Genomic DNA, 20,775 nt, shown 5'->3' on the forward strand with positions numbered 1-20,775 from the left:
ATTCCCGGCCCGCTCCCCGCCCCGGAAAACAGCATTTGCATTTTGGCGCATCGTCATACCCATGAAATAATTCCGCCATAGCATTACAGTGCCGTCATATTCAAAGCAGCCGGGACCGGTCCCAGCGCATCCACACCATGCAAACCACCATTCTGGTCATCGAAGACGAACCCTCCATCCAGGAGCTCATCGCCGTCAACCTCAAGCTGGCAGGCTACGAGGTGCTGCGCGCCCTCGATGCGCGCGAGGCCGATGCGCACATCCGCACGGCGCTGCCGGACCTGATCCTGCTCGACTGGATGCTGCCCGGAACCTCGGGCCTGCGGCTGGCGCGCGATCTGCGCGCCGAGGATCGCACGCGCGCCATTCCCCTCATCATGCTCACCGCCAAGGGGGCGGAGCAGGACAAGATCGACGGCCTGGAGGCCGGCGCCGACGACTACATCACCAAGCCCTTCTCGCCGCGCGAGCTGCTGGCGCGGATCAAGGCCTTGCTGCGCCGACGCGCGCCGCAGCTCACCGAGGACCCGATCCAGGCGGGTGAGCTGCGCCTGGAGCCCGACGCCCGACAGGTCCTGGGCCGTGGCCAGGCGCTACCCATGGGGCCGACCGAGTTCCGCCTGCTGCATTTCTTCATGACGCATGCCGACCGCGTCTACACGCGCGGGCAGGTCCTGGACCAGGTGTGGGGCGACCATGTCTTCATCGAGGAACGCACCGTCGACGTCCACATCCGCCGCCTGCGCAAGGCCCTCTCGCCGGTCGGGCTGGACGCCTACATCCAGACCGTGCGCGGCGCGGGCTATCGCTTCAGCACCTCGGCCGCGGCATGATCAGGACCCTCGTGCCCGTCGGGGTCTGGGCCCTGCTCGGAGGGCTGGTCGGCGCCTGGCTGGGTGCCGCCACCGGCTGGGGCGTATTCGCCGTGGGCCTGCTGACGATGGTGCTGGCCAGCGGCTGGCAGTTGTCGCGCATCGCGCGCTGGATTCACAACATCGACGACCCCCCGCCCCCCTCGGTCGGCCCGTGGGATGGGATCCTCGCCCCCATCTACCGCAAACTCAAGCAGAACCGCCTCGAACTGCAGGAACGCACCCGCAGCTTCCAGCGCGTCCTGCTGGCCGCCGAGGCCCTGCCCGACGGGGCCCTGACCCTGGACGCGGACCAGGCCTTGCTCTGGTGCAACCAGACCGCCGCGACGCACCTGGGGCTGGATCTGGAGCGCGACAAGCACCACAGCATCCTGAACATCGTGCGCTCACCAGAATTCGCCGCCTACGCCCGCCAGGCGCAATGGGACAAGCCACTGGTGCTGCACCTCAAGCGCGAATCGCGCGAACGGACCCTGCTGCTGCATCTGGCGCCCTATGGCGTGGGCCAGTTCCTGATGGTCACCCGCGACATCACGCAGATCGAACGGCTCGAGAACATGCGCAAGGATTTCGTCGCCAACGTCTCGCACGAGATGCGCACCCCCCTCACCGTCCTGTCGGGCTTCCTGGAAACACTGCACGACATGCCCGAGGGCGCGCTGGACCCCGATCAGCGCCGCCACTACCTGGGACTCATGATCGAGCAGTCACGCAACATGCAGGCCCTGGTGGCCGACCTGCTGACCCTGTCGGCCCTGGAGTCCTCGCCCAACCGCCACGGCGAACCCATCCTGCTGCCCGCCCTCATCCAGACCGCGCTTGCCCAGGGCCAGGCCTTGTCCGGCGGCCGCCATGTATTCGAAACCCAGATCGACGAGAATCTGCGCATCCTCGGCGCGGACACCGAACTGGCCTCGGCCGTGACCAATTTGATGACCAACGCCGTCAACTACACGCCGGACGAAGGCACCATCACCGTCACCTGGGCGCGCACCGAGGACGGCGGCGCGCGCTACGCCGTGCGCGACACCGGCATCGGCATCGCCGAGCAGGACATCGTCCGCCTGACGGAACGGTTCTTCCGGGTGGACCGGGGCCGCTCGCGCGCCACGGGCGGCACCGGCCTGGGCCTGGCGATCACTAAGCACGTCGCCATACGCCACGACGCCACGCTGCGCATCGACAGCGTCCTGGGCAAGGGCAGCACGTTTTCCATCGAGTTCCCGCCCCACCGCGTCTGCACTGCGGAAGCGGCGGCGCAGGACCACGCCGCCTGAAGCCCCCCGGGCCTACAGGAACAAGCGGTACGCCGGGTTTTCGGTCTCGTTCCAGTACGGATAGCCGAGGGTGGCGAGAAATTCCCTGAAGGCCTTTTTGTCGGCCGGCGGCACCTGGATGCCCACCAGGATGCGGCCATAATCATCGCCCTGGTTCCGGTAATGGAACAGGCTGATGTTCCAATCGGGATTCATCGCGCCCAGGAAGCGCATCAGGGCGCCGGGGCGCTCGGGAAACTCGAAGCGATACAGCACCTCGTGCTTGGCCAGCCCAGAATGCCCGCCCACCATGTAGCGCAGATGGGTCTTGGCCATCTCGTTGCCGGTCAGGTCCAGCGTCGGGAAGTCCAGCTTGCGGAAATGCGCGGCAAGCTTTTCGATCTCGGCCTCGGAGCGGATTTGCAGGCCGACGTAGACATGGGCCGTCTCGGCATCCGAGATCCGATAATTGAATTCGGTGACTGCGCGCTGGCCCACGGCCTCGCACAGGCGCAGGAAGCTGCCGCGCTTTTCCGGCAGGGTGATGGCGAACAGCGCCTCGCGCGCCTCGCCCACGTCCGCGCGCTCGGCGACGAAGCGCAGGCGATCGAAATTCATGTTGGCGCCGCAGGTGATGGCCACCAGCGTCTTGCCCTTCCATTTCTGCTGGACGGCGTAGCGCTTGGCCCCGGCCACGGCCAGCGCGCCGGCGGGCTCGAGCACGCTGCGCGTGTCCTGGAACACGTCCTTGATGCCGGCGCAGATCGCATCGGTATCGACGGCCACGTAGTCGTCGACATATTCGCGCGCCAGGCGGAAGGTCTCGAGGCCGACCTGCTTGACCGCCGTGCCGTCCGAAAACAGGCCCACGTCGGCGAGCTTGACCCGGCGGCCGGACTTGATGCTGCGGATCATGGCGTCCGAATCCTCGGTCTGCACGCCGATGATCTTGATCTCGGGACGCAGCTGCTTGATATAGGCCGCCACGCCACTGATCAAGCCGCCGCCGCCGATGGCAACGAACACGGCATCGATCGGCCCCGGATGCTGGCGCAGGATCTCCATCCCGACCGTCCCCTGGCCGGCGATCACATCGGGATCGTCGAACGGATGCACGAAAGTCAGACCGTCGCGCGCCTGCAGTTCAGCCGCATGCTCGGCCGCGTCGGTAAAGCTGTCGCCAAACAGCACCACCTCGCCGCCCAGTGCGCGCACGGCATCGATCTTGACCTGGGGCGTGGTCACCGGCATGACGATCACCGCCCGGCAGCCCAGGCGGCTGGCCGACAGGGCGACGCCCTGCGCATGATTGCCCGCCGAGGCGGTAATGACACCGCGCTTGAGTTCGTCGGCCGACAGATTGGCCATCTTGTTATAGGCGCCGCGCAGCTTGAAGCTGAACACCGGCTGCGTGTCCTCGCGCTTGAGCAGCACCGTGTTGCCGATGCGCTTGGAAATTCGGGGGGCCAGGTCCAGGGAGGTTTCATGGGCGACGTCATAGACTTTGGACGTCAGGATGCGTTTCAGGTAATCGACGGACATGGCATGCGCAATCGGGATAGGGAGGAAAAGAATATCATAGGGCGCATCTCGGGCCGCGCTGGTGGACGCATGGCCGTCCATCGGGCCGAAGACCCACCCTGCGGTTTGACAGCAGTCTGAGGAATCTTATACTTATAAATATATTGTGTTCTCATCAGGTGGTCGCCCATGTCTCAAATGACGCTTTATCTGGACAAGGACACTCAGGCGTTGATCGAACGCGCGGCACAGGCCAGTGGTTTGTCGAAAAGCCGCTGGGTGGCCGAGGCCGTCCGGCAATACGCGGCCGAGGCTTGGCCCGTCGACTGCCTGGAACTGGCCGGACGTTTCGCAGACTTTCCGTTGCGTGAAGACGCCCCAGCCACGATTGGGCAGGATGCGCCGCGTGTGGGATTTTGAGCGCCTGACATGTTGATCCTCGACAGCAATACCATCAGTTATTACTTTCGCGGCGATCCGGCGGTGGTGCCGCGATTGCAGGCGCTGCGCCCGGCCGAACTTGGCGTGCCGGCCATCGTCGAGTACGAGCTGCGCTACGGCTTGTTGCGCTTGCCGCCCGCCGCGTCGAGGCCGCGCATGGCGGCGCTTGACCAATTGCTGCAGCCCCTGCGTCGGTTCGCATTCGACAGCCAGTGCGCCGAACGGGCGGCCGAGATTCGCGCTGAACTGGAGGCGGCGGGTACGCCCATCGGCCCGCATGATGTCCTGATCGCCGCCACGGCGCTGCGGCATCAGGCCGAGCTAGTGACGCGCAATACGCGCGAGTTCGCCCGCGTGCCGGGACTGCGCTGCCGGAACTGGCATGAATCCTGAGCAAGGTCGCGGCCCAGCCTGAACGCCCTCCGATACGCCATCGGCGAGGTCTTGAACGCCGCCCGGAAATGCTGCCTCAGCGACAGTGCCGAACCGAATCCCGCCCGCTGAGCCACGACCTCGGCGGTCGCGTCGCCGGCCTCGAGCATGTGCTGCGCATGGGCCAGCCGCTGGCTCAGCAGCCACTGCTTGAACGATGTGCCGGTCGCCTGGCGGAAGCGCCGGGTGAAGCTGCGCCGGCTCATGGCGGCGCGCTCGGCCAGTTCGTCGATGGTGAGGGTCTGCTCCAGGCGGCTGGTCGCCCATTCCAATACCGCTGAAAGACGGCTGTCGGCGGCGGACAAGGGCACCGGCCGCTCGATGAATTGCGCCTGGCCGCCCTGCCGCTGCGGTGCGACGATGAGCTGGCGCGCGACCTGGTTGGCGGCCTCGGCCCCGCACAGGCGCCGCAGCAGGTGCAGGCAGCAATCCAGGCCCGCCGCGACCCCCGCGGACGTCAACACCTCGCCGTCGTCGACATACAGGACATCGCGATCGACGTTCACGCGCGGATGGCGCCGGGCCAATATGTCGGCGTAGCCCCAGTGGGTCGTTGCGGATCGGCCATCCAGCAGGCCGGCCTGCGCCAAAGGGAAAGCGCCCAGGCACAAGCCCATGACCCGGGCGCCGCGTGCGTGGGCGCGCTGCAAGACGCCGATCACGGCGGCCGGCGCCTCGCGGCAGTCGTCATGCCAGGTGGGCACGATCACCAGGTCGGCCTCGTCCGCCGCAGACAAATCATGCTTGACCACCAGGTCGAAGCCGGCGGAGGTGCCCAGCGGCGCATCGCCGCAGGCACAGACACGCACGTCGAAAACAGGGCCCGCCGCATAGCGGGATCCGAACACGAGGCTGGGAATCGACAGGTGAAAGGGCGACATCCCGTCGAACGCGATGACGGCGATCCGGTACTGATGGGTGGGGGTGGAAAGGTCCATGGCCCGATATTATCCTATATATGCCTTCAGGCCAGTATCGCTCAAGGCAGGTTCGCCGGACAATGCCTGCAAACGGGCGATGCGCCCGTCCCCAAGCCGGCAAGCCGCCGGACGAACCCAACCAGGAGAACACCATGTCTGAATCCCCCCGTCGCGCCCTGCTCGTGATCGACGTGCAGAATGAATATGTGACCGGCAATCTGCTCATCGAGCACCCGCCGGTCCAGAGCTCGCTGGACAACATCGGGCGCGCGATGGATGCGGCCCGTGCGGCCGGCATTCCCGTCATCGTGGTCCAGCACGACGCGCCCGAGGATTCGCCTCTGTTCGCCAAGGGCTCGGAAGCCTGGGAGCTCCATCCCGTCGTCGCGCGGCGCACCGCCGATCATCGCATCAACAAGCACATGGCCAGCGCCTTCGCCGGCACCGACCTCGCCCAATGGCTGGCGGATCAGGCGATCGACACCCTGACGGTCGTGGGATACATGACCCACAACTGCGACGCCTCCACGATCCTCCAGGCTTCGCACGAGGGCCTGAACGTCGAGTTCCTGGCCGACGCCTCGGGCTCGCCCTCGTACGAGAACGCGGCGGGTCGCGCCAGCGCCGAAGAAATACATCGGGTGTTCAGCACGGTGTTCCACTCGGGCTTTGCCGCCGTCGCCACGACCGAAGGCTGGATCGCCGCGGTGAACGACGGCCGCGCCCTCGAACGCGACAATATCTACCTGTCGAACCAGCGCACGAAAAGAGCGCTGCCGGCCTGAGCCGGGCCTGCGGAAGTTACCGTAGAATAGGGCGACACAATCACCAGGAAACGGGAACTGACCATGGGTAAGAAACTTCTGGCGTCACTGGCCCTGCTGGGCTGCCTGCTGATGGCGGGTTGCGCCAACACCGTCGCCGGCGCCGGCGAGGACATCAGCAACGTCGGCAACGCGATCACCAAGTCCACAAAGTAAAGCCCTCCTGAAAACCGCCCGGCCGCCGCATGCCCGCAGCCGGGCGGGTTTTTCGCGTTCGCGCGGACCGTGTCCCCGGCCAGACCGCCCTTCGCGCCGTGCCCGCAAGGCGGCGCCGGACGGCGCCTTGCGCTGAGCTACACTCCCCTCCACCATGGAACTCTGGCTGCAATCCTCGATCCATGCCCTGCTGGCCGCGCTTGCGCTGCCCAAATTCGGGCTTCCGGCGATCTTCATCGTCAGCCTGGTGTCGGCCACGCTGCTGCCCATGGGGTCCGAGCCCGCCGTTTTCGGCTATGTCCAGATCGCGCCGCACATGTTCTGGCCCGCCGTGCTGGTGGCCACCCTGGGCAATACGGTGGGCGGCGCGATCAGCTACACCATGGGCGCCGGGGCCGAGGTGGCCTACGAGAAATGGCGCCTAAAGCATCCCGGCAAGGCGCGTGCGAAAGCCGGCGGCCGCTGGCACACGCTGACGACGGACTGGTTCCAGCGCTTCGGCCCGCCCGCCCTGCTGCTGTCCTGGCTGCCCATCGTGGGCGACCCGCTCTGCGCGGTGGCCGGCTGGCTGCGCCTGCCTTTCTGGCCCTGCGTGATCTACATGGCGATCGGCAAGTGCCTGCGCTACATCGCGATGACGGCCGTCCTCCTGCAGGCCTGGCCGTGGATCAGCACCTGGCTTTAGCCTTAAACTAGCCCATTACCCGCGCCCCGATCCGGGGCATTGACGCTGCAACCGCCCATGAACGCCCCTCTCGACCCCGAGCTGCTTGTCCAGGCCCAGGCGCCCCGCCTGCGCGAAATCCCCTACAACTACACGTCTTATTCCGACCGCGAGATCGTCCTGCGCCTGCTGGGCGATGATGCCTGGACGCTGCTGTCCGAACTGCGCGGCGAGCGGCGCACGGGGCGCTCGGCGCGCATGCTGTTCGAGGTGCTGGGCGACATCTGGGTGGTACAGCGCAACCCCTACCTGCAGGACGACCTGCTGGACGACCCCAAACGCCGCCACCAGTTGGTCGACGCCCTCGCCCACCGGCTCTCTGAAATCGACAAGCGGCGCGACGACGACCACGGCGTGCGCGACACCAAGGTGCTGCAGCTGCTGGATGCGGCCCGCGTGGCGGTCGCCCGCTTCGAAGAGCAGTTCGTCCAGACCGCCGCCCTGCGCCAGACTGCGCTGCGCAAGCTCTCGCGCATCACGGCCAAGGACAATATCCGCTTCGACGGCCTGTCGCGCGTGTCGCACGTGACCGATGCCACCGACTGGCGCGTCGAGTATCCCTTCGTCGTGCTGATGCCCGACACCGAGGACGAGATCGCCGCCCTGGTGCGCGCCTGTATCGCCCTGGGCCTGACGATCATCCCGCGCGGCGGCGGCACCGGCTACACGGGGGGCGCCATTCCGCTGACCTGGCGGTCCGTGGTCATCAACACGGAAAAACTCGACGCGATCGGTCCGGTCGAGGCCGTGGCCCTGCCGGACGTCGAGGGCCCTGTCCACACCATCCTGACGGGCGCCGGCGTGGTCACGCGCCGCGTGGCCGAGGCCGCCGAGGCGGCCGGCCAGGTCTTTGCCGTGGACCCGACCTCGGCCGACGCCTCCTGTGTGGGCGGCAACGTGGCCATGAACGCGGGCGGCAAAAAGGCCGTGTTGTGGGGCACCGCCCTGGACAACCTCGCCTGGTGGCGCATGGTGGACCCGGAAGGCAACTGGCTGGAGGTCACGCGGCTCGCGCACAATCTGGGCAAGATCCACGAGGTGGACGAGGCCCGCTTCGAACTCAAATGGTTCGACGGCGCCAAACCGCCCGGCCGCGCGCTGCTGAGGACCGAGACCCTCGCCATCGAGGGACGCCGCTTTCGCAAGGCGGGTCTGGGCAAGGACGTGACCGACAAGTTCCTCGCCGGCCTGCCGGGCGTGCAGAAAGAAGGCTGCGACGGCCTGATCACCGCCGCCCGCTGGATCCTGCATCGCATGCCGGCGCACACGCGCACGGTCTGCATGGAATTCTTCGGACAGGCGCGCGACGCGGTGCCCTCGATCGTCGAGGTCAAACATTATCTCGACACCGAAGGCCGTGCGCGCGGCGCCATCCTGGCCGGCCTGGAGCACCTGGACGAGCGCTATCTGCGCGCCGTCGGCTACGCCACCAAGAGCAAGCGCGGCACGCTGCCGAAAATGGTCCTCATCGGCGACATCGTCGGCGACGACGACGATGCCGTGGCGCTGGCCGCCAGCGAGGTCGTGCGCATCGCCAATTCCCGCCATGGCGAGGGCTTCATCGCCGTCAGCCCGGAGGCCCGCAAGAAATTCTGGCTGGACCGTGCGCGCACGGCGGCCATCGCCCGCCACACCAATGCGTTCAAGATCAACGAGGACGTGGTGATTCCCCTGGACCGCATGGGCGAATACACGGACGCGATCGAGCGCATCAACATCGAGCTGTCCACGCGCAACAAGCTGCGCCTGATCGACGCCCTAGAGGCCTATCTGCAGGGCGAACTGCCGGTGGGCAAGACCGTGGATCACGACGACGCCGAACACACCCGCGACGAAATCCTGGCCGAACGCCGGCAAGACGCCCTGGACACGCTGGCCGCCGTGCGCCGCCGCTGGACGTGGCTGCTGGACGGGCTGGACCAGCCCCTGGGCGGCAGCCTCGACACTCTGGCCGAACTGGGCCTCGGCGAACACCTGCCGGCGCTGCGCGAACGCCTCGGGCGCCAGCCGGCGGCGCGGGTCTTTGACGTGGTGCAGGACCATACCCTGCGCATCTCCTGGAAGACCGACATCCGCAGCGCCATGGAGCGCCATTTCGCGGGGGCCGACTGCGCCGCGGTGCTGGCGGGCCTGCAGGCCACGCACGACCGCATCCTCAAGAGCCGCGTCTTCGTCGCCCTGCACATGCACGCGGGCGACGGCAACGTGCACACCAACATTCCGGTCAACTCGGACGACTACGAGATGCTGCGCGAGGCCAACGAGGCGGTCGCCCGCATCATGGGCATCGCCCGCGGCCTGGACGGCGTGATCTCGGGCGAGCACGGCATCGGCCTGACCAAGTACGAATTCCTCACCGAGGCGGAGCTCGCCCCCTTCCAGGACTACAAGCGGCGCGTCGATCCCGACGGGCGCTTCAATGCGGGCAAGCTCATGCCCGGCGCCGACCTCGGCCGCGCCTGGACGCCCAGCTTCAATCTGCTGGGGCACGAATCCCTCATCATGCAGCGCAGCGAGATCGGCGCCATCTCGAACGCGATCAAGGACTGCCTGCGCTGCGGCAAGTGCAAGCCGGTCTGCGCCACGCACGTGCCGCGCGCCAACCTGCTGTACTCGCCGCGCAACAAGATCCTGGCCACGTCGCTCCTGATCGAGGCCTTTCTCTACGAGGAACAGACCCGGCGCGGCGTGAGCATCCGCCACTGGGCGGAATTCGAGGACGTGGGCGACCACTGCACGCTGTGCCACAAGTGCTACAACCCCTGTCCGGTGGACATCGATTTCGGCGACGTATCGATGGAGATGCGTGCGCTGCTGCGGCGCATGGGCCAGAAATCCTTCAATCCGGGCACGGCCGCCTCGATGTTCTTCCTGAACGCCAAAGACCCGCGCGTCATCAAGGCCACCCGTGCCGCCATGATCGGCGTGGGCTACAAGGCCCAGCGTCTCGCGCACGACCTGCTGGCGCCGGTTGCCAGGAAACAGGTCGCCCACCCGCCGGCCACCGTGGGCAAGGCGCCGGTGCGCGAGCAGGTCATCCACTTCATCAACAAGAAAATGCCCGGCGGCCTGCCCAAGCAGACCGCACGCAAGCTCCTGGACATCGAAGACCCCGAGATCGTGCCCATCATCCGCAATCCGGCGACCACGGCACCCGACAGCGAGGCGGTGTTCTATTTCCCGGGCTGCGGGTCGGAACGCCTGTTCTCGCAGGTCGGCCTGGCGACCCAAGCCATGTTGTGGCATGTCGGCGTGCAGACGGTCCTGCCGCCCGGCTACCTGTGCTGCGGGTATCCGCAACGCGGCAACGGCCTGTCCGACAAGGCCGACAAGATGGTGACGGACAACCGGGTGCTGTTCCATCGCATGGCGACGACGCTGAACTACCTGGACATCAAGACCGTGGTGGTCAGCTGCGGCACCTGCTATGACCAGCTCGAGAGCTACGAGTTCGACCGGATATTCCCGGGCTGCCGGCTGATCGACATCCACGAGTACCTGCTGGAAAAGGGCGTCGACATCGCCGGCGTGGAGGGCGTGCGCTATATCTACCACGACCCCTGCCACACACCGATGAAGCAGCAGGACCCGATGAAGACGGTCAAGTCATTGCTGGGCGAAGGCAATGCCATCAAGACCGACCGCTGCTGCGGGGAATCGGGCACGCTGGCGGTCTCGCGCCCCGACATCTCGACGCAAGTCCGTTTTCGCAAACAGGAGGAACTCGCCAAGAACACGGCCGCCATCCGCGAGGACGGCTTCCAGGGCCAGGTCAAGATGGTGACCTCGTGCCCGTCCTGTCTGCAGGGCCTGGCCCGCTACGAGCAGGATACGGGCCTGGCGGCCGACTACATCGTGGTCGAAATGGCCCGCCACCTGCTGGGCGAGAACTGGATGCCGGACTACGTGAAGGCGGCCAACGCGGGGGGCATCGAGCGGGTGCTGGTGTAGCAGGATCGCGGTATCAGGCGGCCGTCACTCGGACGCGAACTCACAGACCGTGTAGACCGGCAGCCCCGAATCCCGGACGGCCTTGGAGCCGCCCAGGTCGGGCAGGTCGATGATCGCGGCCGCCTCGGCGACGTTCGCCCCCAGGCGCTGCAGCAGCCTGGAGGCCGCCATCATCGTGCCGCCGGTCGCGATCAGGTCGTCGATCAGCAGCACGCGCTGGCCCGGGCGCACCGAATCGGTGTGCATCTCGACCGCCGCATTGCCGTATTCCAGCGCGTATTGCTCGGCCACCGTGCGAAACGGCAGCTTGCCTTGCTTGCGCACCGGCACGAAACCGAGGTTGAGTTCGTAGGCCAGCACCGAGCCGACGATGAAGCCGCGCGCATCGATGCCGGCGACCAGGTCCAGGCGCTGGCGCATGTAGCGGTATACGAACAGATCGATCAGCACCCGGAAGGCGCGCGGGTCCTGCAAAACGGGCGTGATGTCGCGGAACCTCACGCCGGGCTTGGGCCAATCCGGCACCGTGCGGATCGTGTCGCGAATGAACTGGGCCGGGTCGGTTTTCATGGAGCATTCCAGAAGGGGGGTGAAAGCGGGCACAGTTTAACAAGCCTGCGCGCCTCAGCGTAAAATCCACGGATGTATACGAATCCGCAGCCCACCGCCCAGGCCTTGCGCGCCAGCGCCGAACGTTGCTTCGACATCCAGATCGCCGCCCTGCAGGCGCTGCGCGGCCGGATCGGCGACGACTTCGCCGAGGCTGCCGGCATGGTCCTGGCCTGCCAGGGACGGGTGGTGGTGACCGGCATCGGCAAGTCCGGCCACGTGGCCCGCAAGATCGCGGCCACGCTGGCCTCGACCGGCACGCCGGCCTTCTTCATGCACGCCGCCGAGGCCATCCATGGCGACCTGGGCATGCTCACCGGCCAGGACATCCTGCTGGCGATCTCGTATTCGGGTTCCGCCCAGGAACTCATCACCATCATCTCGGTGGCCAAGCGCATGGGCACGCGCATCATGGCCCTGACCGGCCGTCCGGATTCCGAGCTCGCCCACAGCGCCGACCTCGTCCTCGAGGCCGCCGTCGCCCAGGAGGCCTGCCCGCTCAACCTGGCGCCCACCGCCAGCACGACGGCGGCGCTGGTGATGGGGGATGCCCTGGCGGTCGCCTGCCTCGAGGCGCGCGGCTTCAGCCGCGACGACTTTGCGCGCTCGCATCCGGGCGGCGCGCTGGGGCGACGCCTGCTCACCTCGGTGGCCGACGTCATGCGCACCGGCGCGGCCCTGCCGCTGGTGGCCGAGGACACCCTGATTCCCGACGCCCTCACGGAAATGTCCTCCAAGGGCATGGGCATGGCCATCGTGCTCGATGCGTCGCGCCGCCCGGTGGGCCTCTTTACCGACGGCGACCTGCGCCGCATGATCGCCCAGCATGGCGACATCCGCGCCATGGCCGTATCGGCGGGCATGAGCCGCCATCCCAAGGCCATCGGCCCCGAGGCCCCCGCCATCGAGGCCGCCACCCTGATGGATGCGCACAAGCTCAACCAGATGCTGGTGCGGGATGGGGACGGGCTATTATTAGGTGCCCTGCACATGCACGACCTCCTCGCCGCAAAGGTGATCTGATGAACGAGCAGCCCGCTTTCTCGCACCCTTCCGAGGCCCAGATCCTGGCCCGGGTGAGCCCTGCCGTCCAGGAGCGCGCGCGCGCCGTGCGCATGATGGTCTTCGACGTGGACGGCGTCCTGACCGACGGCAGCCTCTGGTACGGCGAGCACGGCGAGGCGCTCAAGGCCTTCCACGCCCTGGACGGCCACGGCATGCGCTTGCTGAACGAGCAAGGGGTGGCCGTGGCCTGGCTCACCGGCCGGCAAAGCGCGATCACCGCGCGGCGCGCCGCCGAACTGGGCATATCTCCCGTCGTCCAGGGCGTGCGCGACAAGGCGCAGGCCATCGAAGCCCTGACGCGCGAGGCCGGCCTGGACCTCGGCCGCGTCGGCTACATGGGCGACGACATCATCGACCTGCCGGTCCTGCGGCGCGTCGGGTTCGCCGCCAGCGTGCCCAACGCCCCCCTGTACGTCAGCCAGGCGGCGCACTGGGTCTCCACCCAGCGCGGCGGCGCCGGCGCCGTGCGCGAATGCTGCGACCTGATCCTCGCCGCCCAGGGCCGCATGCTGGCCTGTTTCACGGCCACCCTGTCGCCGCTGGGCGGAAGCATCCAATGAAGGAGCGTTTCCCCAGCCTGGTGGCCGTGCTGCTGCTGGCCCTGCTCGTGATCGGCACCTGGTGGGCGTCGGACTACACGCTGCGCTCCATCGAGATCGACCCCCCGCGCCGCATCACGCACGAGCGCGACTCGTGGTCCGACCATTTCGTGATGGTGCGGACCGACCCGCAGGGCCTCGCCATCAATCGCCTCGAGGGTTCGGCGATGGAACACTTCCCCGACACCGACGCCTACGAGGTCACGCAGCCGCAGGCGGTCAGCCACCATCCGGGATCGCCGGTCACGGTCGGCACCTCGGACCACGCGACCATGGACCAGAACGGCGAGCGCATCGTGATGGTCGGCCATGCCCACCTGAAACGCCTGCCCGATGCCGAGCACAAGCTGCTGGACGTCCGCAGCGAGCGCCTGGTCCTCAAGCCCGACCAGGACCTCGTCTACACCGACCAGCCCGCATTGGTGGTCAACGGCCAATCCACCATGCGCGGCACCGGCATGCGCTACGATAACCGCAGCCGCCAGCTGATGGTTTATTCTTCCAGCGACGTCAAGATCTCCGGCGAAGAGCAAGGCGCCAGGACAACCACGCCCCGAAAGACATCCCAGCCATGAACAAAAAGTACATCGCAATCCTGGCCGTGCTGGCCTGCCTGCATGCCCCCGCCATTCTGGCACAGGCCTCCGGCACGCCTGCCGAGGCGCCACCCCCTTCCGATACGGCGCCCGCCTCCGGCGAAGCCGCCGAGCCGGACACCCTGATCCTGTCGGACACGCTGCATTACGACGACGTCAAAAAGGAAAGCACCTTCACCGGCAACGTCGTCCTGACCCGGGGCGCCATGACCCTACGCTCGGACAAGCTCGTCACCCGCGAGGATGCCGACGGCTACCAGTACGGCACGGCCACGGCCGACAAGGCCGGACTGGTGCACATCCGCCAGGAAAACCCCGAAAAATTCGAAACCATCAAGGCCAGCGGGGTGCGCGCGGAATACGACGGCAAAACCGAGGAGGTCACCCTGATCGGCCAGGCCGTCATCACCCGCTACATCTGCGGCAAGCCCTTCGACAACCTGCGCGGCGCCCGCGTCATCTATCACCAGAAAGACGGCACCTACGAGGCCTTCGGCGGGGCCGACTCGGCCGGCGAGGGCGGCAGGGTGCGCTCGCTGACCAAGCCACGCGCCCAGGCGGACCAGGCGGCGGCCGAATGCCGCAACAAGGCCCCCGGTCAATGACGTCCGCGCATAGCGACACCCCGCAGCAAGGCACGCCCGATCCCACCGAGACGCCGGCGCACGGCTTGCGCGCCATCGGCCTGGGCAAGACCTACGGCCGGCGCGCCGTCGTTCAGGACGTCACCCTGTCGGTCCAAAGCGGCGAGGTCGTCGGCCTGCTGGGCCCCAACGGCGCCGGCAAGACCACCAGCTTCTACATGATCGTCGGGCTGATTCCCACCGACACCGGGCGCATCCTGATCGACGACGTCGACATCACCGCGATACCCATGCACCGGCGCGCGCGCCTGGGCCTGTCCTACCTGCCCCAGGACGCCTCGGTATTCCGCCGGCTGACCGTCGAGGAGAACATCCGCGCCGTGCTCGAGCTGGTGCGCACGCCCGAAGGCCGTCCGCTGACGGCCTCCGTGCTGGACGACCGCCTGGAATCGCTGATCGACGAGTTGCAGATCGAGCACATCCGCCGCAACATGGCGATTTCGCTGTCGGGCGGCGAGCGCCGCCGGGTCGAGATCGCCCGGGCGCTGGCGACGCAGCCGCGCTTCATCCTGCTGGACGAGCCCTTCGCGGGGGTCGACCCCATCGCCGTGATCGAGATCCAGCGCATCGTGCAGTTCCTCAAGGGCCGCAACATCGGCGTGCTGATCACCGACCACAATGTGCGCGAAACCCTCGGCATCTGCGATCGCGCCTACATCATCAGCGAGGGCAAGGTCCTCACCAACGGCCATCCCAACGAGATCATCGACAACGAGGCCGTGCGCCAGGTCTACCTGGGCAAGAACTTCCGCATGTAGGCCCCCTCGGCGCAACGCCGCCCCCGCCCGGACGTTGATCCGACCCCCTTGATTTAACCCGGGCAAACGGTACACTGGTTTCATCAGCATCCGTTCTTCAACCACCCATAGGAGACCCGCCAACGAACCAAACCGTGCCCCGCGCACACCCGTTTTCTCTTGCAAGGAGTCTGAATATGAGCTTGAGCATCAGCGGTCGTCACTTGGAAGTCACCCCCGCCATCCGTGAATACGTCCTGAACAAGATCTCCAGGATCACGCGGCATTTCGACAGCGTCATCGACACCCAGGTCATGCTCTCGATCGAGCGGCTGAAACACACTGCGGAAGTCACCGTGCACATGCGCGGCAAGGACATCCACTGCGCCGCCAGCGACGAAAACCTCTACGCAGCCATCGACCTGCTGGCCGACAAGATCGACCGCCAGGTCATCAAGCACAAGACCAAGACGCAAACCTATGCGCATGAACCTCCGAAACGCCAGGTGCTCGCCACCGAATAGGTCGGCATCCCCAAAACCTCCAGGCGTTTAAAATCGTGGCCTCGATACAGGAAATCGGGGCCATAATCATGTCTGAGACCCTCCGGGCAGGGTGCGCGCACAGGGCGCGGATGCCTCCTATAATGACACCATGAACCTGACGCCACGCATTCTGTCGCCGTCCGACATCATCCTGGATCTTGCCGCCACCAGCAAAAAGCGCGCGTTCGAGCAGGCCGGCCTGCTGTTCGAGAACAACCACGGGGTATCCCGCATGGCGGTCTTTCACAGCCTGATCGCCCGCGAGCGCCTGGGCTCGACCGCGCTTGGACACGACGTCGCCATCCCGCACGGCCGCCTCAAGGATCTGCGCGAGCCCCATGCCGCCTTCATCCGGCTGGCCGAACCAGTCCGATTCGACGCCAATGACGGACGCACCGCCCGGCTGCTGTTTTTCCTGCTGATCCCGGAAACCGCCACCCAGACCCACCTGGACCTGCTGGCCGAGATCGCCCGCCTGATGTCCGACGCCTCGATTCGCCACGCCCTGACCCATTCGCAGGACATCGCCGAGATCCACCGGATCCTCCTGGCGGAGCAACCTGCGCGCACGCTCGAACATGCTGACCATTCAAGATCTGATTCGTGACAACGCCGAAAAGATCTCTTTCACCTGGATCGCCGGCCAGGACGCCTCGGCTCGACGCATCCTCCCCGACACCAACCGTTCCGCCGCCGACCTGGTCGGCCACCTGAACCTGATCCACCCGGGGCGCATACAGGTTTTCGGCGCCGAGGAGCTCGCCTACTACCTGCGCTTCGAGCCCCAACGCCGCATCCACCACCTCGAGGACCTGGTCGCCGGCGGGGTCCCCGCCATCGTCCTGGCGGCCGACATCGACGTCCCCGACGACCTGCGCGATTTCTGCATCGCGCACGAGGTGCCGCTGCTGGGCACGCCGATCGACGCGTCCCACCTGATCGACCTGCTGCGCATCTATCTGGGCAAGCGCATGGCGCCCCGAACCACCGTCCACGGCGTCTTCATGGATGTCCTGGGGCTGGGTGTGCTGATCACCGGGGAATCCGGCCTGGGCAAGAGCGAACTCGCTCTCGAACTGATCTCGCGCGGGCATGGACTGGTCGCCGACGATGCGGTGGAACTTTCGCGCACCGCCCCCAATTTCGTCGAGGGACAATGCCCGGCGCTGCTGCAGAACCTCCTCGAGGTGCGCGGCCTGGGCCTGCTGGACATCCGCACGATATTCGGCGAGACCTCGGTGCGCCGCAAGATGAAAATAAAGCTCATCGTCCACCTGCTGCGCATGACGCCCGACACCTTCGAGCGCCTGCCGATGAAGGACGAATACGAGGACATCCTGGGCATCCCCATCCGCCGCGTCATGCTGCAGGTGGCCGCCGGCCGCAACCTCGCGGTGCTGGTCGAGGCGGCGGTGCGCAACACCATCCTGAACCTGCGCGGCATCGACACCATGGGCGACTTCATCGAACGCCAGGCCCTGGCCATCATGGAGAACAGCCGCGAGGCCAAGCCATGATCCGCTTTTCGCCACCGACATCGGCAACCGCACGGGCCGCCACATGCTGAACATCGTCCTCATCACCGGCATCTCGGGTTCCGGCAAATCCGTGGCGCTGCGCATGCTCGAGGACACCGGCTACACCTGCGTCGACAACCTCCCCGTGCGCTTCCTGCACGAGTTCATCGCCAATACGCGCGACAGCGGCCTGGAGCGCATCGCGGTGGCGATCGACGTGCGCACGCCCGGCGACCTGGACGACCTGCCCGGCGTGCTGACCAGCCTGCGCGCCATGGGCATCGCCCTGCACGTGATTTTCCTGGACGCCGACGACCAGACCCTGATGCAGCGCTATTCCGAGTCCAGGCGGCGACACCCGCTGACCGACCGGCTGCGCCGCGAGGGGCGCGGCGCCTCGCTCGAGGAATGCATCGCCACCGAACGCGACATGCTGGCGCCGCTGCGCGATCAGGAACACGTCATCGACACCTCGGACCTGACGCCGGGACAGTTGCGCAGCTGGGTGCGCGACCTGGTGCAGGCGGACCGTTCCTCGGTGATCCTCACGTTCGAGTCCTTTGCCTACAAGCGCGGCGCCCCCCACGACGCCGACCTGGTGTTCGACGTCCGCTGCCTGCCCAACCCCTACTACGACCGGCGCCTGCGGCCGCTGACCGGCCGCGACGAAGCGGTGGCGGCCTGGCTGGCCCAGTTCGGCAGCGTCGAGGCCATGATCGACGATATCTCGGCCTTCATCCGCAAATGGCTGCCGCTGTACATGCAGGACACCCGCAATTACCTGACCGTGGCCATCGGCTGCACCGGCGGCCAGCACCGCTCCGTCTACGTCACCGAGCAGCTCGCGCTGCGGTTCGCCGACCACTCGCCCCTGCTCATCCGCCACCGCAACCACCTGTTGCACAACCCGGTCTCATGAATCGCGCGCGCCTGCTCCTCGCCATGCCCCTGTGCGCCGCACTGCTGGTCGTGGCGGGATGCGCATCGCGATCGGGCGGCGGCTACTACAAGGACGACGGACCGGGCAGCGACATTCCAGCCGACATCCTCTCGATCCCCGATGCCGTGCCGAGGGTCGAGGCACACGCCCGGGCGAACTTCAGGCCCTATGTGGTCTTCGGCCAGCGCTACGTGCCCATCGGCGAGAACCAGCCTTACCGCCAGACCGGCGTCGCCTCCTGGTACGGCCGCAAGTTCCACGGCCAAAAGACGGCCAACGGCGAAACCTACGACATGTATGCCATGACGGCCGCCCATCCGACCCTGCCGCTGCCCAGCTATGCGCGTGTCACCCGCGCCGGCACGGGCCGCTCGGTCATCGTGCGCATCAACGACCGCGGGCCGTTCCACAGCTCGCGGATCATCGACCTGTCGTATGCCGCGGCGGCCAAGCTCGGCCTGATCGGCCCGGGCAGCGGTCAGGTCATCGTCGAGGCCATCACCAATGACGACATCCTGAGCGGGCGCTACGGCGCAACGGCCGTCGCCCGGGCGGCTGCGGCCCCGCCCGCCACACCCGCGCCCCCTCCGGCTGCGCCGGCGCCCGTCCCCACGGCGGCCGCCCCCGCCCCACTCGCCGTCGCCGCGCCGGCGCTGACGACCGCGCCCGCCCCGCGCCAGAATGCGCTCTATGCTCCGGTGACGGACGGCATCTACCTGCAGTTCGGCGCGTTCTCGTCGGAATCCAATGCCCGTGCCCTGGCACAGCGGCTGAACCGGGAATCCGGCGGCCTGCAAGGCATGGCCGAGGTGGTCTACCAGTCGCCACTGTACAAGGTCCGCACCGGCCCCTACGACACGCGCACCGCCGCGGTCAATGCCGCCTACGAATTATCCCTGGCGACCGGCCTGCAGGCCACGATCGCAATGGAGTGAACCCCGGCGCGCCTCAGCGCCGCAGCGCCCAGGCATACAGCGTCTCGCGCGGCAAGCCAGTGGCCCGCGCGCCGATCCGGGCCGCATCGCGCACCGACAGATCCTCCAGCAAGGCCTCCATCAATCGCACGTGCTCGGGCGCAAGAACCGCCTCGGGATCCGCGGCGGGCGTCTCGTCCGGATGCAGGATCAGCACGAACTCGCCCTGGCCGCGATGCGGGTCCTCGTCCAGCCAGGCGCACGCCTGCCCCAGCGGCACGGTATGGATCTGCTCGAAGCGCTTGCTCAACTCGCGCGCGAAGGTCAGGCGCCGTTCGGAGCCGCAAGCGGCCGCCAGGTCGGCAACGCTCGCGCGCAGCCGGTGCGGGGACTCGAACAGCACCACGGGAACGTCCAACCGGCCCCAAGCCTGCAGCCACTTGCGGCGAGCCGCGGCCTTGGCCGGCGCAAAGCCCGCAAAGGCGTAGCCCGGCGCCTCGTCGGTGGTGGCGCCGCTGGCCATCAAGGCCGCGATCACGGCGCTGGGGCCGGGAATGGGCATCACCCGGTATCCCGCCTCGCGGACCCGGCGCACGATGCGCGCCCCCGGATCGCTGACCGCCGGCGCGCCCGCATCGGAAATCAGCGCCACGCGCTCGCCGCGCGCCAGGCGCTGGACGATGGCCTCGGCCGCCTGGTTCTCGTTATGGCGATGCGCCGCCATCAGCGGCGTGCGCACGCCCCAGGCGTCCAGCAGCGCGCGGCTGCTGCGGGTGTCCTCGGCGGCAATCGCGTCGCAACGCAGCAAGGCCTGCCAGGCGCGCAGCCCCAGGTCGCCCAGGTTGCCAATGGGCGTGGCCACCACATAGAGGCACGCCTCGGGCCAGGACTGCCCGGCCACACGGCCGGCGAGACGTTTCCATGTCTCTCGCAGCTCCTCGAATTCCGCCTCATCCGTCATACTCGGTCTCCATTCATCCACCGCGACGGGCGCGCCATGCACAACGACGATCCCTTCGAACGCGCCCGGCAGGCCCAGGCAAGCGCCATTGCCCGCCGGCGCCGCCGCGCCAAGGCCCGCCCCTCGACCGCAGCGGCCGTCCCCTGGCGCGGTTCGCCCACCCAGCGGCAGGGCCGCGCCGCGGAGACCCGCGCCGGCCGCTACCTCGAGGCGCGGGGCCTGCGCCTGGTGGCCCGCAACCTGGGCTGCAAGGCCGGTGAAATCGACCTGGTGGTCCTCGACGGCCCCGTCCTGGTCTTCGTCGAAGTGCGCGCACGCCGCGATGCCGCCTTCGGCGGCGCCGCCGCCAGTGTAAACCGGGGCAAGCAGGCGCGCCTGATCCAGGCGGCGCGCTATGTCCTGCCCCAGCTCGCGCGACGACATTTCAAAGGCCGCGTTCCGGCCTGCCGGTTCGACGTGGTCAGCCTGGAGTCCGGCGAGATCGACTGGATCCGCAACGCGTTCACGGAATGAACGAATCCTCCGCCCGCCCTCGCGCCACGCCGGAAACT

Annotated in this window: 23 protein-coding genes; 19 read left to right on the forward strand and 4 right to left on the reverse strand. The window is 67.6% G+C overall.

The features are described 5' to 3' along the window. The first annotated feature begins 137 nt into the window (after positions 1–137). Both phoB and phoR read left to right on the forward strand, forming a co-directional pair. Positions 138–833: a phosphate regulon transcriptional regulator PhoB gene (gene phoB, locus OOZ48_RS05780; RefSeq protein ID WP_269496509.1), complete on the forward strand. Its 696-nt coding sequence runs from the start codon at positions 138–140 to the stop codon at positions 831–833. Next, positions 830–2,149, forward strand: coding sequence for a phosphate regulon sensor histidine kinase PhoR (phoR, locus tag OOZ48_RS05785; RefSeq protein ID WP_269496510.1), 1,320 nt, complete (start codon positions 830–832; stop codon positions 2,147–2,149). Before phoB ends, phoR begins: the two co-directional genes overlap by 4 nt. Before the next feature lie 12 nt (positions 2,150–2,161). On the opposite strand, the gene ilvA is transcribed toward phoR, so the two are convergent. Next, positions 2,162–3,670 carry a threonine ammonia-lyase, biosynthetic gene (gene ilvA, locus OOZ48_RS05790; RefSeq protein ID WP_269496511.1) on the reverse strand — a complete coding sequence of 503 codons (1,509 nt, stop codon included), beginning with the start codon at positions 3,668–3,670 and terminating at the stop codon, positions 2,162–2,164. 168 nt (positions 3,671–3,838) lie between these two features. On the opposite strand from ilvA, the gene OOZ48_RS05795 reads away from it, so the two are divergent. Next, positions 3,839–4,069, forward strand: coding sequence for a CopG family transcriptional regulator (locus OOZ48_RS05795; protein ID WP_269496512.1), 231 nt, complete (start codon positions 3,839–3,841; stop codon positions 4,067–4,069). Between the two features lie 9 nt (positions 4,070–4,078). Beyond that, on the forward strand, positions 4,079–4,483 hold the full coding sequence (locus OOZ48_RS05800; RefSeq protein ID WP_269496513.1) for a type II toxin-antitoxin system VapC family toxin: 405 nt from the start codon (positions 4,079–4,081) through the stop codon (positions 4,481–4,483). On the opposite strand, the gene OOZ48_RS05805 is transcribed toward OOZ48_RS05800, so the two are convergent. After that, a complete protein-coding gene (locus OOZ48_RS05805) occupies positions 4,402–5,460 on the reverse strand; it encodes a GlxA family transcriptional regulator (protein ID WP_269496514.1) in 1,059 nt (352 codons plus the stop codon). The genes OOZ48_RS05800 and OOZ48_RS05805 overlap by 82 nt on opposite strands. 134 nt (positions 5,461–5,594) lie before the next feature. Between OOZ48_RS05805 and OOZ48_RS05810 the strand changes: the two genes are divergently transcribed. From OOZ48_RS05810 to OOZ48_RS05825, 4 genes are all read left to right on the forward strand, one after another. Then, a complete protein-coding gene (locus OOZ48_RS05810; RefSeq protein ID WP_269496515.1) occupies positions 5,595–6,227 on the forward strand; it encodes a cysteine hydrolase family protein in 633 nt (210 codons plus the stop codon). 63 nt (positions 6,228–6,290) lie between these two features. After that, a complete protein-coding gene (locus OOZ48_RS05815) occupies positions 6,291–6,422 on the forward strand; it encodes an entericidin A/B family lipoprotein (protein ID WP_269496516.1) in 132 nt (43 codons plus the stop codon). A 154-nt stretch (positions 6,423–6,576) separates the two neighbouring features. Then, positions 6,577–7,107: a YqaA family protein gene (locus OOZ48_RS05820; RefSeq protein ID WP_269496517.1), complete on the forward strand. Its 531-nt coding sequence runs from the start codon at positions 6,577–6,579 to the stop codon at positions 7,105–7,107. A gap of 57 nt (positions 7,108–7,164) precedes the next feature. Next, the gene (locus OOZ48_RS05825) at positions 7,165–11,097 is read left to right on the forward strand and encodes an FAD/FMN-binding oxidoreductase (protein WP_269496518.1); all 3,933 of its coding nucleotides are present in this window, start codon (positions 7,165–7,167) and stop codon (positions 11,095–11,097) included. 24 nt (positions 11,098–11,121) lie between these two features. Here the strand turns inward: OOZ48_RS05825 and OOZ48_RS05830 are convergent, their stop codons facing one another. Then, on the reverse strand, positions 11,122–11,667 hold the full coding sequence (locus OOZ48_RS05830) for an adenine phosphoribosyltransferase (protein WP_269496519.1): 546 nt from the start codon (positions 11,665–11,667) through the stop codon (positions 11,122–11,124). A gap of 72 nt (positions 11,668–11,739) precedes the next feature. Here OOZ48_RS05830 and OOZ48_RS05835 point away from each other — a divergent pair, with 72 nt between their 5' ends. From OOZ48_RS05835 to OOZ48_RS05880, 10 genes are all read left to right on the forward strand, one after another. Beyond that, complete coding sequence (locus OOZ48_RS05835; RefSeq protein ID WP_269496520.1) at positions 11,740–12,729, forward strand: KpsF/GutQ family sugar-phosphate isomerase; 990 nt, start codon at positions 11,740–11,742, stop codon at positions 12,727–12,729. Beyond that, entirely contained in the window at positions 12,729–13,331 is a 603-nt protein-coding gene (locus OOZ48_RS05840; RefSeq protein ID WP_269496521.1) for a KdsC family phosphatase, read from the forward strand. The genes OOZ48_RS05835 and OOZ48_RS05840 overlap by 1 nt, the downstream gene beginning before the upstream one ends. Then, a complete protein-coding gene (gene lptC / locus OOZ48_RS05845; RefSeq protein ID WP_269496522.1) occupies positions 13,328–13,945 on the forward strand; it encodes an LPS export ABC transporter periplasmic protein LptC in 618 nt (205 codons plus the stop codon). The genes OOZ48_RS05840 and lptC overlap by 4 nt, the downstream gene beginning before the upstream one ends. Beyond that, on the forward strand, positions 13,942–14,571 hold the full coding sequence (lptA, locus tag OOZ48_RS05850) for a lipopolysaccharide transport periplasmic protein LptA (protein ID WP_269496523.1): 630 nt from the start codon (positions 13,942–13,944) through the stop codon (positions 14,569–14,571). Before lptC ends, lptA begins: the two co-directional genes overlap by 4 nt. Beyond that, on the forward strand, positions 14,568–15,368 hold the full coding sequence (gene lptB, locus OOZ48_RS05855) for an LPS export ABC transporter ATP-binding protein (protein WP_269496524.1): 801 nt from the start codon (positions 14,568–14,570) through the stop codon (positions 15,366–15,368). Before lptA ends, lptB begins: the two co-directional genes overlap by 4 nt. A 176-nt stretch (positions 15,369–15,544) precedes the next feature. Next, positions 15,545–15,871, forward strand: a complete 327-nt coding sequence (gene hpf / locus OOZ48_RS05860; RefSeq protein ID WP_269496525.1) for a ribosome hibernation-promoting factor, HPF/YfiA family — start codon at positions 15,545–15,547, stop codon at positions 15,869–15,871. A 130-nt stretch (positions 15,872–16,001) separates the two neighbouring features. Next, positions 16,002–16,499 carry a PTS sugar transporter subunit IIA gene (locus tag OOZ48_RS05865; protein ID WP_269496526.1) on the forward strand — a complete coding sequence of 166 codons (498 nt, stop codon included), beginning with the start codon at positions 16,002–16,004 and terminating at the stop codon, positions 16,497–16,499. Continuing rightward, entirely contained in the window at positions 16,471–17,409 is a 939-nt protein-coding gene (gene hprK / locus OOZ48_RS05870) for an HPr(Ser) kinase/phosphatase (RefSeq protein WP_269496527.1), read from the forward strand. Before OOZ48_RS05865 ends, hprK begins: the two co-directional genes overlap by 29 nt. A gap of 43 nt (positions 17,410–17,452) precedes the next feature. Beyond that, the gene (gene rapZ / locus OOZ48_RS05875) at positions 17,453–18,328 is read left to right on the forward strand and encodes an RNase adapter RapZ (RefSeq protein WP_269496528.1); all 876 of its coding nucleotides are present in this window, start codon (positions 17,453–17,455) and stop codon (positions 18,326–18,328) included. Next, complete coding sequence (locus tag OOZ48_RS05880) at positions 18,325–19,284, forward strand: septal ring lytic transglycosylase RlpA family protein (protein ID WP_269496529.1); 960 nt, start codon at positions 18,325–18,327, stop codon at positions 19,282–19,284. Before rapZ ends, OOZ48_RS05880 begins: the two co-directional genes overlap by 4 nt. A 13-nt stretch (positions 19,285–19,297) precedes the next feature. Here OOZ48_RS05880 and rsmI read toward each other — a convergent pair whose 3' ends face one another. Further along, positions 19,298–20,224, reverse strand: a complete 927-nt coding sequence (gene rsmI, locus OOZ48_RS05885; RefSeq protein ID WP_269496530.1) for a 16S rRNA (cytidine(1402)-2'-O)-methyltransferase — start codon at positions 20,222–20,224, stop codon at positions 19,298–19,300. 36 nt (positions 20,225–20,260) lie between these two features. Between rsmI and OOZ48_RS05890 the strand changes: the two genes are divergently transcribed. Next, a complete protein-coding gene (locus OOZ48_RS05890) occupies positions 20,261–20,737 on the forward strand; it encodes a YraN family protein (RefSeq protein WP_269496531.1) in 477 nt (158 codons plus the stop codon). The last annotated feature ends 38 nt before the right edge of the window (positions 20,738–20,775 follow it).

The sequence above is a fragment of the Castellaniella sp. S9 genome, from assembly GCF_027257175.1.
In the GTDB taxonomy this organism is placed as follows: domain Bacteria; phylum Pseudomonadota; class Gammaproteobacteria; order Burkholderiales; family Burkholderiaceae_B; genus Castellaniella.

Coding starts and splice junctions, on each gene's coding strand:
- OOZ48_RS05840 (WP_269496521.1), top strand. CDS start 12,729: ATGAACGAGCAGCCCGCTTTCTCGCACCCTTCCGAGGCCCAGATCCTG.
- OOZ48_RS05810 (WP_269496515.1), top strand. CDS start 5,595: ATGTCTGAATCCCCCCGTCGCGCCCTGCTCGTGATCGACGTGCAGAAT.
- OOZ48_RS05830 (WP_269496519.1), bottom strand. CDS start 11,667: ATGAAAACCGACCCGGCCCAGTTCATTCGCGACACGATCCGCACGGTG.
- ilvA (WP_269496511.1), bottom strand. CDS start 3,670: ATGTCCGTCGATTACCTGAAACGCATCCTGACGTCCAAAGTCTATGAC.
- OOZ48_RS05835 (WP_269496520.1), top strand. CDS start 11,740: ATGTATACGAATCCGCAGCCCACCGCCCAGGCCTTGCGCGCCAGCGCC.
- lptC (WP_269496522.1), top strand. CDS start 13,328: ATGAAGGAGCGTTTCCCCAGCCTGGTGGCCGTGCTGCTGCTGGCCCTG.
- phoB (WP_269496509.1), top strand. CDS start 138: ATGCAAACCACCATTCTGGTCATCGAAGACGAACCCTCCATCCAGGAG.
- OOZ48_RS05805 (WP_269496514.1), bottom strand. CDS start 5,460: ATGGACCTTTCCACCCCCACCCATCAGTACCGGATCGCCGTCATCGCG.
- rsmI (WP_269496530.1), bottom strand. CDS start 20,224: ATGACGGATGAGGCGGAATTCGAGGAGCTGCGAGAGACATGGAAACGT.
- OOZ48_RS05795 (WP_269496512.1), top strand. CDS start 3,839: ATGTCTCAAATGACGCTTTATCTGGACAAGGACACTCAGGCGTTGATC.
- OOZ48_RS05825 (WP_269496518.1), top strand. CDS start 7,165: ATGAACGCCCCTCTCGACCCCGAGCTGCTTGTCCAGGCCCAGGCGCCC.
- lptA (WP_269496523.1), top strand. CDS start 13,942: ATGAACAAAAAGTACATCGCAATCCTGGCCGTGCTGGCCTGCCTGCAT.
- OOZ48_RS05865 (WP_269496526.1), top strand. CDS start 16,002: ATGAACCTGACGCCACGCATTCTGTCGCCGTCCGACATCATCCTGGAT.
- lptB (WP_269496524.1), top strand. CDS start 14,568: ATGACGTCCGCGCATAGCGACACCCCGCAGCAAGGCACGCCCGATCCC.
- rapZ (WP_269496528.1), top strand. CDS start 17,453: ATGCTGAACATCGTCCTCATCACCGGCATCTCGGGTTCCGGCAAATCC.
- phoR (WP_269496510.1), top strand. CDS start 830: ATGATCAGGACCCTCGTGCCCGTCGGGGTCTGGGCCCTGCTCGGAGGG.
- OOZ48_RS05800 (WP_269496513.1), top strand. CDS start 4,079: ATGTTGATCCTCGACAGCAATACCATCAGTTATTACTTTCGCGGCGAT.
- OOZ48_RS05815 (WP_269496516.1), top strand. CDS start 6,291: ATGGGTAAGAAACTTCTGGCGTCACTGGCCCTGCTGGGCTGCCTGCTG.
- hprK (WP_269496527.1), top strand. CDS start 16,471: ATGCTGACCATTCAAGATCTGATTCGTGACAACGCCGAAAAGATCTCT.
- OOZ48_RS05820 (WP_269496517.1), top strand. CDS start 6,577: ATGGAACTCTGGCTGCAATCCTCGATCCATGCCCTGCTGGCCGCGCTT.
- hpf (WP_269496525.1), top strand. CDS start 15,545: ATGAGCTTGAGCATCAGCGGTCGTCACTTGGAAGTCACCCCCGCCATC.
- OOZ48_RS05890 (WP_269496531.1), top strand. CDS start 20,261: ATGCACAACGACGATCCCTTCGAACGCGCCCGGCAGGCCCAGGCAAGC.
- OOZ48_RS05880 (WP_269496529.1), top strand. CDS start 18,325: ATGAATCGCGCGCGCCTGCTCCTCGCCATGCCCCTGTGCGCCGCACTG.